General features: G+C 61.9%; 12 protein-coding genes. 4 read left to right on the top strand and 8 right to left on the bottom strand.

Features of this window, described 5'->3' with window-relative positions; translation table 11 throughout:
* Positions 1-127: 127 nt before the first annotated feature.
* The 3 genes from QMX86_RS24190 to QMX86_RS24180 all read right to left on the bottom strand — a co-directional run bounded on the left by QMX86_RS24190 (position 128) and on the right by QMX86_RS24180 (position 4,292).
* Complete coding sequence (locus QMX86_RS24190; protein WP_282387540.1) at positions 128-2,476, bottom strand: FdhF/YdeP family oxidoreductase; 2,349 nt, start codon at positions 2,474-2,476, stop codon at positions 128-130.
* Positions 2,473-3,312 carry a formate dehydrogenase accessory sulfurtransferase FdhD gene (gene fdhD, locus QMX86_RS24185; RefSeq protein WP_073471528.1) on the bottom strand — a complete coding sequence of 280 codons (840 nt, stop codon included), beginning with the start codon at positions 3,310-3,312 and terminating at the stop codon, positions 2,473-2,475. Before fdhD ends, QMX86_RS24190 begins: the two co-directional genes overlap by 4 nt.
* 92 nt (positions 3,313-3,404) lie before the next feature.
* Complete coding sequence (locus tag QMX86_RS24180; RefSeq protein WP_024011190.1) at positions 3,405-4,292, bottom strand: LysR family transcriptional regulator; 888 nt, start codon at positions 4,290-4,292, stop codon at positions 3,405-3,407.
* Between the two features lie 138 nt (positions 4,293-4,430).
* On the opposite strand from QMX86_RS24180, the gene lysM reads away from it, so the two are divergent.
* A complete protein-coding gene (lysM, locus tag QMX86_RS24175; RefSeq protein ID WP_016772168.1) occupies positions 4,431-4,880 on the top strand; it encodes a peptidoglycan-binding protein LysM in 450 nt (149 codons plus the stop codon).
* Positions 4,881-4,974: 94 nt separating this feature from the next.
* On the opposite strand, the gene yrfG is transcribed toward lysM, so the two are convergent.
* Entirely contained in the window at positions 4,975-5,637 is a 663-nt protein-coding gene (gene yrfG / locus QMX86_RS24170) for a GMP/IMP nucleotidase (RefSeq protein WP_282387010.1), read from the bottom strand.
* Between the two features lie 88 nt (positions 5,638-5,725).
* On the opposite strand from yrfG, the gene nudE reads away from it, so the two are divergent.
* Both nudE and cysQ read left to right on the top strand, forming a co-directional pair.
* Complete coding sequence (gene nudE, locus QMX86_RS24165) at positions 5,726-6,295, top strand: ADP compounds hydrolase NudE (RefSeq protein WP_016772166.1); 570 nt, start codon at positions 5,726-5,728, stop codon at positions 6,293-6,295.
* Between the two features lie 7 nt (positions 6,296-6,302).
* The gene (cysQ, locus tag QMX86_RS24160) at positions 6,303-7,130 is read left to right on the top strand and encodes a 3'(2'),5'-bisphosphate nucleotidase CysQ (RefSeq protein ID WP_122705241.1); all 828 of its coding nucleotides are present in this window, start codon (positions 6,303-6,305) and stop codon (positions 7,128-7,130) included.
* A 203-nt stretch (positions 7,131-7,333) separates the two neighbouring features.
* Here cysQ and QMX86_RS24155 read toward each other — a convergent pair whose 3' ends face one another.
* Genes QMX86_RS24155 through rfbC form a run of 4 tightly spaced genes read right to left on the bottom strand, consistent with a single transcriptional unit; the run spans position 7,334 to position 11,561 of the window.
* Positions 7,334-7,789 carry a thioesterase domain-containing protein gene (locus tag QMX86_RS24155; protein WP_243241511.1) on the bottom strand — a complete coding sequence of 152 codons (456 nt, stop codon included), beginning with the start codon at positions 7,787-7,789 and terminating at the stop codon, positions 7,334-7,336.
* Entirely contained in the window at positions 7,786-9,168 is a 1,383-nt protein-coding gene (locus QMX86_RS24150) for a sigma-54 dependent transcriptional regulator (RefSeq protein WP_282387009.1), read from the bottom strand. The genes QMX86_RS24155 and QMX86_RS24150 overlap by 4 nt, the downstream gene beginning before the upstream one ends.
* A complete protein-coding gene (locus QMX86_RS24145) occupies positions 9,165-10,973 on the bottom strand; it encodes an ATP-binding protein (protein ID WP_122508427.1) in 1,809 nt (602 codons plus the stop codon). The genes QMX86_RS24150 and QMX86_RS24145 overlap by 4 nt, the downstream gene beginning before the upstream one ends.
* Positions 10,974-11,015: 42 nt before the next feature.
* The gene (rfbC, locus tag QMX86_RS24140; RefSeq protein ID WP_110644793.1) at positions 11,016-11,561 is read right to left on the bottom strand and encodes a dTDP-4-dehydrorhamnose 3,5-epimerase; all 546 of its coding nucleotides are present in this window, start codon (positions 11,559-11,561) and stop codon (positions 11,016-11,018) included.
* A gap of 161 nt (positions 11,562-11,722) precedes the next feature.
* Here rfbC and QMX86_RS24135 point away from each other — a divergent pair, with 161 nt between their 5' ends.
* Complete coding sequence (locus QMX86_RS24135) at positions 11,723-14,635, top strand: aminotransferase (protein WP_282387008.1); 2,913 nt, start codon at positions 11,723-11,725, stop codon at positions 14,633-14,635.
* Positions 14,636-14,730 lie beyond the last annotated feature (95 nt).

Genomic DNA, 14,730 nt, shown 5'->3' with positions numbered 1-14,730 from the left:
AAATCTTTGCCACGGCAGATCTGTTGACAGGTCGATGGCTTTCGCGAGCAGGCTCGCTCCCACATTTGAAATGCATTCCAAGTGTGGGAGCGAGCCTGCTCGCGAAGAGGTCATTCCAAGCGCCGGGTCAAGCCGACTTGGCCATGATCAACCCCGTCTCACTCGCCGCTTCCAGCCGGATCGCAATGAACTTCGACGTCGGCGTGTGGCTGCCATCACCCGTACTTTCCAGCGGCACCAGCGGATTGACCTCCGGATAGTACGCCGCCGCCTGCCCCGCAGGAATATCGAACGCCAACAATGTAAAACCTTTCACCCGACGCTCGCGACCATCGTCCCAGATCGACACGATGTCGGCCTTCTGCCCTGGACGGAAGCCCAGGCGAATGATGTCGGCCTCGTTGGCAAACAGCACGTCACGCTGGCCCTTCACGCCGCGATAACGGTCGTCGAGACCATAGATCGTCGTGTTGTACTGATCGTGGGAGCGCATTGATTGCAGGATCAGATCCGGCACCTGCCCGGTGGCGCGGGTGCGTTCGTGAACCAGATCTTTCGGCAACTGGTTGGCGCGGAAATTGGCACGGCCCGACGGCGTGTTCCACTTGCGAACGCCAGCCGAGTTGCCCAGATAGAAGCCGCCCGGGTTTTTGATCTTGTCGTTGAAGTCTTTGAAACTCGGGATGGTGTCGGCGATCAGTTCGCGAATGCGCCCGTAATCGGCCACCAGCCAGTTCCAGTCGACCGGTTGGCTGCCCAGCGTCGCGGCAGCGATGCCGGCAATGATCGACGGTTCCGAGCGCATCTGGTTCGACAGCGGCTGCAACTGGCCGTTGGACGCGTGGACCATGCTGAACGAGTCTTCCACGGTGACCGCTTGCGGGCCTTCGGTCTGGATATCGATGTCGGTACGGCCCAGGCACGGCAGGATCAGCGCGTCTTTGCCGTGAGCGAGGTGGCTGCGGTTGAGTTTGGTGCTGATCTGCACGGTCAGGTCACAGTTGCTCAGCGCTTCGAAGGTGCGCGAGCTGTCCGGCGTGGCCTGGGCAAAGTTGCCGCCCAAGCCGATGAATACCTTGGCGCGACCTTCGGCCATCGCATGAATCGCCTCGACCACGTTGTGGCCATTGTGGCGTGGCACCTTGAACTGGAAGCGACGCTCCAGCGAGTCGAGGAACGCCACCGGTGGACGCTCGTTGATGCCCATGGTGCGGTCGCCCTGCACGTTGCTGTGACCACGCACCGGGCACAGACCGGCGCCAGGTTTGCCGATATTGCCGCGCAGCAGCATCAGGTTGGCGATTTCCTGAATGGTCGGCACCGAATGACGGTGCTGGGTGATGCCCATGGCCCAGCACATGATCACGTTCTTGCCTTTGGCGTACATGCGCGCGGCTTGCTCGATCTCGACCAGGGTCAGCCCCGATTGCTCGACGATCTGCTCCCACGAGGTGTCGTCGACAGTGGCGAGGTACTCCAGCACGTTAGCGCTGTGGGCATTGAGGAAATCATGGTCGAACACCGCCGGCTCGCCTGCCTTCTGCGCATCACGTTCCCATTGCAGAAGGAACTTGGCCATGCCGCGCAGCACTGCCATGTCGCCGCCGAGGGCCGGGCGGAAGTACGCGGTGTTGGTCGGCTTGTCGCCGTTGGTGAGCATTTCGATCGGGTGCTGGGGATGCTGGAAGCGCTCCAGACCGCGCTCTTTCAGCGGGTTGATGCATACCACTTGGGCGCCGCGTTTCACCGCTTCACGCAACGGTTCGAGCATGCGGGGATGGTTGGTACCGGGGTTCTGGCCCCAGACGAAAATCGCGTCGGCGTGTTCGAAGTCGTCGAAGGTCACCGTGCCTTTGCCGACACCGACGCTTTGCGCCAGCGCCACGCCACTGGCCTCATGGCACATGTTCGAACAGTCAGGGAAATTGTTGGTGCCGTAAGCCCGCACGAACAGTTGATACAGATACGCCGCTTCGTTGCTGGCGCGTCCCGAGGTGTAGAACTCGGCCTGATCCGGGCTCGGCAGATTGCGCAGGTGCTTGCCGATCAGAGCGAAGGCATCTTCCCAACTGATCGGCTTGTAGCGATCGGACTCGGCGTCGTAGACCATCGGCTCGGTCAGGCGACCCTGATATTCCAGCCAGTAATCGCTCTGCTCCAGCAGGGAAGTGACGCTGTGCTTGGCGAAGAACTTCGCATCGACGCGACGCTTGGTCGCTTCCCAGTTCACCGCTTTGGCGCCGTTCTCGCAGAACTTGACCATGCCGCTCTCCGGCGAATCACCCCAGGCGCAACCCGGGCAGTCGAAGCCGCCATTCTGGTTGGTCTTGAGCATCATGCGCAGGTTTTTCAGGGCGTTGTCGCTGGTCAGCCACGCCTGGGCCACACTGATCAGGGCGCCCCAGCCGCCAGCGGCACCTTTGTAAGGCTTGTAGCGCGGGACAGGTTTCTGGTCGGCTTGATGATGTTGGCTCACGCTTGATTCTCCATCGCGGGGCTGTACACCCGCGGCGCACTTTTCTGCGGCAGGTGGATGAGATTGAGGTTGTGGCGCCGGGCCCATTGCACGGCAAGGCCGGTAGGCGCCGACAGGCTGACCAGGGTCTGGATGCCGGCACGCAAGACTTTCTGGATCAATTCGAGGCTGCAACGGCTGGTGACAATCGCCAAGCCGCCTTCGGTGGAAATCTTCTGGCGGATCAACCCGCCGATAAGCTTATCGAGCGCGTTATGGCGGCCGATGTCTTCACGACCGAGCAGCAATTCGCCGCTGGCATTCATGAACACCGCAGCATGCACCGCGCCGCAGTGCTGGCCGAGCGGCTGGAACGCGCCGATGCGCTGGCGCAAACCGTCGAGCCATTCGATCGGTGGCAAGGCTGCGCCCGCCAACACTTTGAGCTCAGGCAGCGCCTGTTCGACGGCTTCGACGCCGCACAGTCCGCAGCCGCTGGTGCCGGCCAACTGCCGACGCTGCTGTTTGAGGTTCCAGAATGCGCGATTGGCGATGGTCACTTGCGCGTATTGCGCCGAGCCTGCGCCTGTCAGTTGCAGATCGTAGATATCGCTGGCGTCTTCGATGATGCCGCTGCCGAGGCTGAAACCGACGATGAAATCTTCGAGGTCGGTCGGTGTAACCAGCATCACTGCCTGGCTGATGCCGTTGTAGGCGATCGCCAACGCGACTTCCTCGGCCAGCGCGGTGCTGGCCGATGCCTCAAAGGGTAGATCGCTGTAGCTGTAGGTCTGGCTGGCGGCAGGCGCGGGCGTTTCAATTGCTGGCGCCGCGCAGGCTGGGCGCTTGGCGTTCATGGCATCACCGACGGTTTGATCTAGGTCAAGACTAGGCGCGGCAAGTTGTCGCGTCTAATCGCTATTACCGATCTACCGATAGATGCCGTCGATCAAGCGTCTTTTGACGATTTCTGATAAAGCGCGAAACAGGCTTCCGCCAGCGCTGAACGCGGCGCGCCACGGCGCATGATCAGGCCCAGCGGCGCGAGGGTGTGGGCATTTTCGATCGGTTGCAGACGCAGGTGATCAGCAAGGGTTTCCGCGCCGCCATCGAGCGGCATGATCGCGCAGCAAAAACCGCCGTGTACTGCTTGCAGCAGTTGATGCACTGCGTCGGTTTGCAACAGCGGTTGCGGGGTCAGGCCACGGCTGTGGAAGTTGTGGTCGATGGACTGGCGAAAGTGCATGCCGCTGGTGAGCATGCACAGCGGCAGTTCGATCAGCGATTCCCAGCTCAGGGGTTCTTCGCCGAAGTTGAACGAGCGCTCGTCATAGAGCAAGCCCATGCGCGTCTCGTTGAAGGCCAGCGAATCGAAGCGCTCGCTGTCCAGACGTTCCAGATACGACACGCCAATGTCGATGCGGTTGTTCGCCAGGTGTTCGAGCACTTGCTCGGAGCTCAGCGACGACAGCTCGAAGCGCAAGTCCGGGTGCGCCGCGTGCAGTCGTTGCATCAGCGGCAAGGGATCGAAGCTCGACAGCGGCACCACCCCCAGGCGCAGCGTACCGATCAGGTTGCCGCGACAGGCCGCCGCTTCCGCCTGCAAGCCGTCGTAAGCTGCCAGCACCGTACGCGCCCACGCCAGCACGCGTTCGCCCGGTGCGGTGAAGCCTTCGAAGCGCTGGCCGCGATTGACCAATGGCAGGTCGAGTTCTTCTTCGAGGCTGCGCAAGCGCATCGACAGGGTCGGCTGGGTGATGTGGCAGCGCGCGGCGGCCTGGCCGAAATGGCGGGTTTCGTCGAGGGCGATGAGGAATTTCAGTTGCTTGATGTCCATCTTCGCTCCGGGCGGTTGGCGGGGTGTGGCGATTCTACCGCCTGCGGCGCGGCAGCGTCATTGGTCGGACCGGAACCGGGTTTGGCTGGGGTGGTCTAGGCTTGGACGACTGACCCTTTATTACATGGAGTGAATGCGATGAGCCTGTTCAGTTTTTTGAAAGAAGCCGGTGAAAAGATTCTCGATGCACTGACGCCGGACAAGGCCGAGGCCAACAGCGCAGCGCTGACCAAGCACGTGCAGGAAGCGCTGACCGGTATCGATACGTCGAAGATCCAGGTCAAGGTTGAAGGCGAGAAGGTCATCGCCACGGGTGAAGCGGCGAGTCAGGAAGAGAAAGAGAAGATTCTCTTGGCCCTGGGTAACGTCGCCGGCGTGAGTGGCGTGGACGATCAGATCACCGTGACGGGTGGCGTTGCCGCCGCCGCAAAATTTGTCACGGTCGAGAAGGGCGACACGCTGAGTGCGATTTCCAAGCGCGTGTATGGCGACGCCAACCAGTACAACAAGATTTTCGAGGCCAACAAACCTCAGCTCAAACATCCAGACAAGATCTATCCGGGACAAGTACTGCGTATTCCTGAATAACACTCGAAAGCGCTTTCGCGAGCAGGCTCGCTCCCACATTTGAAACGCATTTCAGTGTGGGAGCGAGCCTGCTCGCGATGGCAGCAACGCGACGTCAAAGCCCTGCAATCAAATCGCGGTAGTCCTCGACTGCGGCAAACTCCGCTGTGTCCTTCGGCCCTTTGCGGCTGTCCGGTTCTTTCACCGCCAGCAAGTGCGCCACGCCAAAATCCCGTGCACTGCGCAGGATCGGCAAGGTGTCGTCGATAAACAGGCTGCGCGCCGGATCAAAACCGATGTCCGGCTGCAAGGCATCCCAGAACTGCGGGTTCTCCTTGGGATAACCATAGTCATGCGAGCTGATCAGCCGCTCGAAGTACGGCGCCAGTTCGATCCGTTCCAGTTTCAACGACAGCGAATCGCGGTGCGCATTGGTGATCATGATCACCCGTTTTCCTGCGCGTTTGATTGCATCGAGAAAGGTATCGGCATCGGCGCGCAGGGCGATCAAGTGGGCGGTTTCCTGTTTCAGTTCACGCACCGACAATTTCAGTTCCGCGCTCCAGAAATCCAGGCAGTACCACTGCAACTGGCCGGCGTGGCGCTCGAACAGCGGCTGCAACTCCAGCTCGGCCATTGCCCGGCTGATGCCGTGCACTTCGGCGTAGCGCTGAGGCAGGTGCTCGAGCCAGAAATGATTGTCGAAGTGCAGATCCAGCAGCGTGCCGTCCATGTCGAGCAGGACGGTATCGATGTCGGACCACGGTAAAGAAGGCATGGCAACGTCTCGAACGGTGAAAAGATATCCGACGCAAACAATCGGGAAAGCCGCGTTATAGTAGCGCGTTCACGCCAAGGAGCTTTGCATGCGCCAGAAACCCACCGTACTTGCCCGCGAGATCGTCGCCACCAGTCGCCTGTTTCGCGTCGAAGAACTCAAGCTGCGATTTTCCAATGGCGTGGAGCGCACTTACGAGCGTCTGGTCGGCAAGGGTGCGGGCTACGGCGCGGTGATGATCGTCGCGATGCTTGATGCCGAACACGCAGTGTTGATCGAGGAATACTGCGGCGGCACCGACGAATACGAACTGTCTCTGCCCAAAGGCCTGATCGAGCCGGGCGAAGATGTGCTGGCGGCGGCCGAGCGGGAACTCAAGGAAGAGGCCGGTTATGGCGCGCGTCAACTGGAGCATCTGACCGAGCTGTCGCTGTCGCCCGGTTACATGAGCCAGAAAATCCAAGTGGTGCTGGCCACCGACCTGTATGAAGAGCGGCTGGAGGGTGATGAGCCGGAGCCGATGCGGGTCGACAAGGTCAACCTTCGCGAACTGTCGGCGCTGGCGCAGAATCCGCAATTTTCCGAGGGCCGCGCATTGGCGGCGCTGTATTTGACCCGTGACCTGCTGAGCCAGCGCGGGGTATTCAGCTATGAGTGAGACGTCGATGAATTTTCCCCATCCGCTGATGGCACCTGTGGTTGCGCTGGCTTTACAGGCTGGCGAGGCGATTCTGCCGTTCTGGCGTGCCGGCGTCGAAGTCACCGCCAAGTCCGATGATTCGCCGGTGACGGCCGCCGACCTGGCTGCGCATCACCTTATCGTTGCCGGGCTGACGGCGCTGGATCCGAGCATTCCGGTGCTCTCGGAAGAGGACGCCGATATCCCGCAGAGCGTGCGCGCCGGTTGGCAGCGCTGGTGGCTGGTGGATCCGCTGGACGGTACCAAGGAGTTCATCAGCGGTAGCGAAGAATTCACAGTGAACATCGCGCTGATCGAAAATGGCCGGGTGGTGTTTGGCGTGGTGACGATGCCGACCAACGGGCGCTTTTACGTCGGTGGCGCCGGATTCGGTGCCTGGCGTGGTGACAAGGACGCAACGCCAGTGGCGATACAGGTGCGCGATGTGCCTGCGCCGGGCGAGGCGTTTACCGTGGTGGCCAGCCGTCGACATTCAAGTCCCGAGCAAGAGCGTTTGCTGGCAGGGTTGAGCGCGAGCCTTGGTGAGTTGCAACTGGCCAATATCGGCAGCTCCTTGAAGTTTTGCCTGCTGGCCGAAGGTGCTGCTGATTGCTATCCGCGACTGGCGCCGACTTCGCAGTGGGACACGGCGGCGGCGCAGGGCGTGCTGGAAGGGGCGGGAGGCGAGGTGCTGGATCTGAACGGCGAGGCGTTCAGTTATCCGCCGCGAGAATCGCTGTTGAATGAGTTCTTTCTGGCACTGCCGGCGAAGGCTGCGTGGCGCGAGAGATTGTTGGAGTTGGCTCGAGGTTAACTGCTGATCCGGAATTCCCCCTCACCCCAGCCCTCTCCCCCAGGAGAGGGAGCCGACCGAGTTGTCTGGCGCTATGCATGGACCTGGAGAATCGAGTCGATTGTGGATTCGGCGAAGCAGTTTCAGGTCGACGTAAATCTGTAGCATCCCCGTATCGGTTCCCTCTCCCTCGGGAGAGGGCTAGGGTGAGGGGCTGTTGATCTTCAACGGTGCAAAACGTACTGGCCGGTAAATCTCACCGCCTCGTCCTCACTTCCCGCATTCAGTATCCGCGTATCCAGCGTCAGCCGCGCCCGCCCATATCGCCGATACATCGCCACGAACCGTTTCCAGACTGCCGCATCCGGCGCCGGGCAGATCGCCACGGCGTCCCCGGTCACCGGCAGCGGATAACTGATCTGTCCTTCCTGAATGACGATGTGTCCGTCGGTAATCCCTTCTTCCTTCAAACGCAGATGCAACCAGCCCCAACCGGCCAGCACCGCGCCGCAGTAAAGGCTGCCGCCAAACATGGTGCTCTTGTGATTGACGTTGGGCGCGAGCGGCATGTGCAGGCTCAGTTGCTGCTCACGCCACTCGAGCACTTTGAGGCCCATCTCGGCGGTCAGTGGAATGTCGTGATGCAGCACCGTTTGCAGGTATTCGCTTTCGCTGCTCATTCGTTGTCTTCCCCGTGGCTGCTGTCGCCGAAATTCAGACCGTGTTTGCGCAGCTTGTCATGCAGGGTCTTGCGCGGAATACCCAAGGCTTCGGCGAGGCTGCGCACCGAGCTGTGCGAGCGCGCCAGTTCAGCGGCTATCAACGATTTCTCGAAGTTTTCCACTTGCTCGCTGAGGCCGCCACTGACCACTTCTACCGGCGTGCCACCGCTGCCATCAGCGCTGTTGTACAGTGCCAGCTCAAGCCCAAGAGCGAAGCGTTCGGCAGCATTTTGCAGTTCACGTACATTGCCCGGCCAGGTGTGGCGCAGCAGCAGGGCGCGGTGTGCCGGTTGCAGTTCGTGGGGCGGCAAGCCGTGGCGGGCGCTGGCTTCATCGGCGTAGTGCTGGAACAGCACCAGTGCGTCTTCGCCGCGTTCGCGCAACGGCGGGATGCGCAGCGGCGCGACATTGAGGCGGTAATACAAGTCGGCGCGGAAGCGACCCTGATCCGCCGCTTGGCGCAGATCTTCCTTGGTCGCGGCGATGACGCGGATGTCCAGCGGGATCAACTGATTGCCGCCCAGACGCTCGACGACGCGCTCCTGCAGCATGCGCAGCAGTTTCACTTGCACGTCCATGCTCATGCTTTCGATTTCGTCGAGGAACAGCGTGCCGCCGTTGGCGAATTCGAATTTGCCGATGCGGCGTTTCTGCGCGCCGGTGAAAGCGCCGGGTTCGTGACCGAACAGCTCGCTTTCCACCACCGATTCCGCCAGCGCGCCGGCGTTGATCGCTACGAACGGGCCGTTGCGGCGGCTCGACAAATCGTGCAGCGCGCGGGCCACCACCTCTTTGCCGGCACCGGTTTCGCCGAGGATCAGCACGTCAGCCTTGGTCGCCGCCAGCGCACCGATCTGCTCACGCAGACGCAGCATCGGCGTCGAATGGCCGACCAGTCGCGCGCTCAATTCGTTGCGGTCGCTCAAGGCCAGACGCAGGCTGCGGTTGTCCAGCACCAGCCGCCGTAGCGCGAGGGCGCGACGGACGCTGTCGAGCAGCGCATCGCTGGCAAAGGGTTTTTCCAGAAAATCGTAAGCACCGGCGCGCATGGCCTGCACCGCCAGCGGTACGTCGCCATGGCCGGTGATCAGCAGCACCGGCAACTCCGGATCCTGTGCATGCAACTCGCTCAACAGTTCGAGGCCGTCCATGCCCGGCATGCGGATGTCGCTGACCACCACCCCCGGCCAGTCACGCTCAAGCTGTGCCGCCAGCCCTTTGGCTTCGGACAGCGGCAGGATTTTCAGGCCGGCCAGGTCCAGGGTCTGGCCGAGGGCCTGGCGCAAGTGCGGATCGTCGTCGATCAACACTACCTGGATGCGATTGTCGATGGTCATGCACTTCTATCCTCGGAAGGTTGCAGGCTGACTCCGGGCGCGCCGGCGCGCAGGCGCAGGGTGATCAGGGCGCCGCCTTGCTTGTGGTTGGCGAACGACAGCTCGCCACCAAAGGCGCGCATCAGCGTTTCACAAATGGCCAGCCCCAGACCCAGACCCTGGGTGCGGGTCTTGGTGGTGTAAAAGGGCTCGCTGGCGCGGCCAAGGGCCTCCATGCAGAACCCGGGGCCGTTGTCGCGAATGTACAGATTGACGCCGTCGGCGGTGGCTTCGGCACTCAGCCACAACTTACGCGGCGGGCCTTTTTCGGTGAGCGCATCGAGGGCGTTGGCCAGCAGATTGCCGAGCACCTGGCGCAGTCGGGTTTCGCCGGCTTCGACCCACAGCGTGGCGGCGGGCAAGTCGCGAATCAGTTCGACTTCCATGCTGCGCCGACGTTTGGCCAGCAATGCCAGCGCATCGTCCAACGCCGGTTGCAGAGCGACGCTTTCCGGTGCGTGGCGATCGCGGCGGGCGAAGGCACGCAAATGGGCGATGATCGAGGCCATGCGCCCGGTCAGTTCGCTGATCAGCTTGAGGTTGCCGCGCGCGTCTTCGGTGCGCTGATGATCGAGCAGCACTTCGGCGTTTTCCGCATAGCTGCGAATCGCCGCCAGCGGTTGATTGAGTTCGTGGCTGATGCTCGCCGACATGGTCCCCAGCGCCGACAGTTTACCCGCCTGGACCAGATCGTCTTGGGCGCGCACCAGCTCCTGCTGCGCCTGCTCACGCTCGAGCACTTCCTGTTTCAAACGCCGGTTGAGGCCCTCCAGATCGCTGGTACGTTCGGCAACCCGGCCCTCCAGCTCGCGGCGCGCCTTGGCCTCAAAGGCGATGCGCTCCAGATAATGCCGGCGACGTTGCATCATCAAACCCACCAGTAGCATCACCACCAACAGCGTGGCGCCGCCGATCGCAACCACCGTGCGCACCGGACGATCGATCAGCGTGCGCGGGGCGAGAATGCTCACGCTCCAGCCGGTTTCGGCGATGTCGTGGGTCTGCGTCAGCCAGGCGTCGGCGCTCAGGTTCAGCGGCCGCGGTTCACGGGTCGGGTAGGGCTGGATCGCGGTGATCGCGGCGCGCTCGGCATCGCTCAATGCACGGGTGGAGCGGAAACGCCATTCCGGGCGCGACGTCAGGATGACCACGCCGTTATGGTCGGTCACCAGCAATTGTTCCGGGGTTTTGCCCCACAGGCTTTCGGTATGGTCGAGGTCGACCTTGATCACCAGCACGCCGATGATTTTCTCGCCGTTGCGCACAGCAGCGGCGAAGAAGTAGCCGCGTTTGGCGGAAGTGGTGCCGAGGCCGAAGAAGCGTCCGAGGCGCCCGGCCATGGCTTCGCTGAAATATGGGCGGAAGGCGAAGTTGCGGCCGACGAAGCTGTCGCGTTTGTCCCAGTTCGACGCCGCCAGCGTCTGGCCGGATGTGTCCATCAGGTACATCACTTCAGCGCCGGTCTGCGCGGCGATGTTTTTCAGCAAGCGATTGGCGTTGCCTTGGGTCACGCCGTCGTCCGGCGCACCGAGCACCGCGCGCAGGGCCGGCAGGTCGCCGAGAATCTGCGGCAATACTTCATAGCGATGCAGGGTGCCGAGCAGATTGGCGACGTAAAGATCAAGGGTCTGGCGATTCTGCCCGGCGAGTTCGCTGCGGTAATAGCGCTCGGCAAGATGTTCCAGCGGCCACAGCAGCGGCGCCAGGCACAGGGCCAACAGTGCGAGGCTGCGCCAGCGAGGTCTGCGGGGGAGCGGTGGTTTCATGTGCCGGATACGCCTGTAGGGACAGGCGCATTATGCCCGGCCTCAGGCGAAGACGTCAGCGTCCTTGAGCAGCGCGGCCGCCTGGTCCTTGGCCGACAGCTTCGGCGCTTCGTCCAATTGCCAGTCGATGCCCAGCGCCGGGTCGTCCCAACGAATGCTGCGTTCGGAGGTCGGGTCGTAATAGTTGGTGGTCTTGTAGAGGAACTCTGCGAACTCGCTCAGCACCACGAAACCGTGAGCGAAACCTTCCGGTACCCACAGCTGGCGATGGTTTTCCGCCGACAGGCGCACCGCCACCGATTTACCGAAATGCGGCGAGCTGCGACGGATGTCCACCGCCACATCGAGCACTTCACCCGCGGTCACGCGAACCAGTTTGCCCTGGGTGTTCTGCAACTGGTAATGCAGGCCACGCAGCACGCCTTTTTGCGAGCGCGAATGGTTGTCCTGCACAAACTGCGTTTCCAGACCGGTAGCGTCCTGAAACGCCTTGGCATTGAAACTCTCGTAGAAAAAACCGCGCTCGTCGCCGAACACCTTGGGTTCGATGATCAGAACACCGGGCAGATCGGTGGTGATGACATTCATGAGGATTTCCATAGACAGGTGTGAATGGCCGACATTCTTGCGCAAAGCGCTGCGGGGCGCGAGTGTTGGGTTTGAAATGGAGCGTTCATTGAAGCCGGGGGTTGCGTAACCGCCAAGGCAATGGCGATATAAGCGCCTAATAAAATTTCAGGGGTCGTTTCATGCCGCTCGCCACGTTGATTCATCGCGCCAGTTTGCCAGGTCCGCAGGTTTCAGAGGCGCAGGCGCTGCAATGGCTGGCCGAACATTACGGGTTCAGCGGCACGTTGCAGGCGCTGGGCAGCCAGCAGGATCTGAATTATCGCGTCGACAGCGAGCGTGGACGCTTCGTGCTGAAAGTCTGCCGTGGCGATTACGCCCTAGTGGAGCTGCAAGCCCAGCACGCAGGCCTCAATTATCTGGCCGAGCACTCGGCGATCAAGGTGCCTCGCGTCATTTCAGCCAACAACGGTGCAGATCTGTTGTCGTTGCAAGCCAATGGCGAAACGGTGCATGTGCGGTTGCTCGAGTACATCGACGGGCAGCCGTTGACCGATTTCGATCATCTTGGCCAGGACGTGGTCGCCGGGTTTGGCCGACTCTGTGGCGAGATGGATCTGGCCCTGGCAGGTTTCGATCACCCGGGTCTTGAACGCACCTTGCAGTGGGACGCGCGTCACGCCAACGCTTTGATCAGTCATCTGTTGCCGGTGATCACCGACGCGCAGCAGCGTGCGGCGATCAGCGCTGCCGCCGAGCAGGCCGAGCGCCGTTTGCAGCCGTTGCTGGACAAACTGCCGGTGCAGGCGATTCACATGGATATCACCGATGACAACGTCGTCTGGGCGCGCGATGCCCGGCGGCATTGGCAGTTGCAGGGTGTGATCGACTTCGGTGATCTGGTGCGCACCTGGCGTATTACCGATCTGTCGGTGACCTGTGCGGCTTTGCTGCATCACGCCGATGGCGATCCGTTTGTCATCCTGCCGGCGGTCCAGGCGTATCACGCGGTCAATCCGTTGCAGTACGCTGAGCTGCAAGCGCTGTGGCCATTGATCGTGGCCCGGGCGGCGGTGCTGGTGCTCAGTGGCGAGCAACAGGTGAGCATCGACCCCACCAATACGTATAGCCGCGACAATCTCAGTCACGAGTGGGAAATCTTTCGCGTCGCGACATCGGTGCCACAGGCGCTGATGGAAGCGGCGATTCTCACAGCCGTGGGACAGACCGTGCCAGAGGCCGAAAACACAGAATTTGCACCGTTGTTGCCAGGGCTGGTCGGGCGTGAATTTGCGCTGATCGATCTGGGCGTGTTGAGCCCGCACTTCGAGGCGGGCAATTGGGAGCAGCAGGGCATTGATCAGCGCTTGCTGACAGAGGCCGCAGCGGTGCACGGGCTGGCGGCGACGCGTTATGGCCAGTACCGCTTGTCACGTACCCGCCCGGACAGTGCGACTGAACCGGATACGTTCCCGTTGCATGTCGAATTGCGTGTGCCGACCGGAACCGAAGTGCAAGCACCGTTCGCCGGCATTCTGAAGCAAGCGGCAAACGGTGCGCTGCAACTCGATGGCCCACAGTTCAGCGTTCGCCTGTGGGGCGTGACGCCTGTTCTTGAACATGGGGTGGCAGTGGATAGAGGCCAGAAACTCGGTGAAGTCACTGGGCCGCTGATTGTGCAGTTGTGCCGAGAAGCAGAGCTCGACGCGCCGCTGTTCTGCACGCCGTCCCGTGCATCGGCGTGGCAGGCGTTGTGCCCGTCACCGGCGATGCTGCTCGGGCTGGCCTGCGACGCCGAGCCTGAGCTGGACGCGAAAACCCTGCTCGAACGCCGCGATGCCAGTTTTGCCCGCACGCAAAAACACTATTACGTTGACCCGCCGCGCATTGAACGCGGCTGGCGCAATCACCTGATTGATATGCACGGCCGATCCTATCTGGACATGCTCAATAACGTCGCGGTGCTCGGCCACGGTCACCCTCGGATGGCGGCGGTCGCGGCGCGGCAGTGGTCGTTGCTCAATACCAATTCACGCTTCAACTACGCGGCGGTCGCCGAGTTTTCCGAGCGCTTGCTGAAGCTGGCGCCGAAGGGCATGGATCGTGTGTTTCTGGTCAACAGCGGCAGCGAGGCCAATGACCTGGCGATTCGTCTGGCCTGGGCCTACAGCGGCGGGCGCGACATGATCAGCGTGCTCGAGGCGTATCACGGCTGGACGATCGGTGCCGATGCGGTATCGACGTCGATTGCCGACAACCCGAAAGCGTTGGAAAGTCGCCCGGACTGGGTGCACCCAGTGCCGGCGCCGAACACGTATCGCGGCGAATTCCGTGGCGCCGATTCGGCGCCGGATTACGTGCGCAGCGTCGAACATCACCTGCAAAAACTGGCCGAGCAAAAGCGGCAACTGGCCGGTTTCATCTGCGAGCCGGTCTACGGCAATGCCGGAGGTATTTCTTTACCGCCGGGCTATTTGCCGCAGGTGTATGAAAAGGTCCGCGCGCAGGGCGGGGTGTGCATCGCTGACGAAGTGCAGGTCGGTTATGGGCGCATGGGCCATTTTTTCTGGGGCTTCGAAGAGCAGGGCGTAGTGCCGGACATCATCACCATGGCCAAAGGCATGGGTAACGGTCAGCCACTTGGCGCGGTGATCACTCGCCGGGAAATCGCCGAGGCGCTGGAGGCCGAAGGCTATTTCTTCTCGTCGGCGGGCGGCAGTCCGGTCAGTTGTCAGATCGGCATGGCGGTGCTCGATGTGATGGAAGAGGAAAAGCTCTGGGAGAACGCCCAAGTCGTCGGCGGTTACTTCAAGGCGCGCCTGGAAGCGTTAATCGATAAACATCCGCTGGTCGGCGCGGTGCACGGCTCCGGGTTTTATCTGGGGCTGGAGCTGATCCGCAATCGGCAGACGCTGGAACCGGCAACCGCCGAGACTGCGTTGCTGTGTGACCGCCTGCGCGAGTTGGGGATCTTCATGCAGCCGACCGGCGACGATTTGAACATCCTCAAGATCAAGCCACCGATGGTGACGTCGCGCCAGAGCGTGGATTTCTTTGTCGACATGCTGGATCGGGTGTTGAGCGAAGGCCTGTAAGCAAGGCACATCCCCTGTGGGAGCGAGCCTGCTCGCGAAAGCTGTGTATCAGTCGCCACATGCGGTGACTGACACAGCGCATTCGCGAGCAGGCT

This window comes from Pseudomonas sp. PS01270, from assembly GCF_029959775.1.
Classification (GTDB): Bacteria; Pseudomonadota; Gammaproteobacteria; order Pseudomonadales; family Pseudomonadaceae; genus Aquipseudomonas; species Aquipseudomonas atacamensis.
Note: the sequence above shows the minus strand (reverse complement) of the source record. Positions and strands in the feature narration are given on the sequence as shown.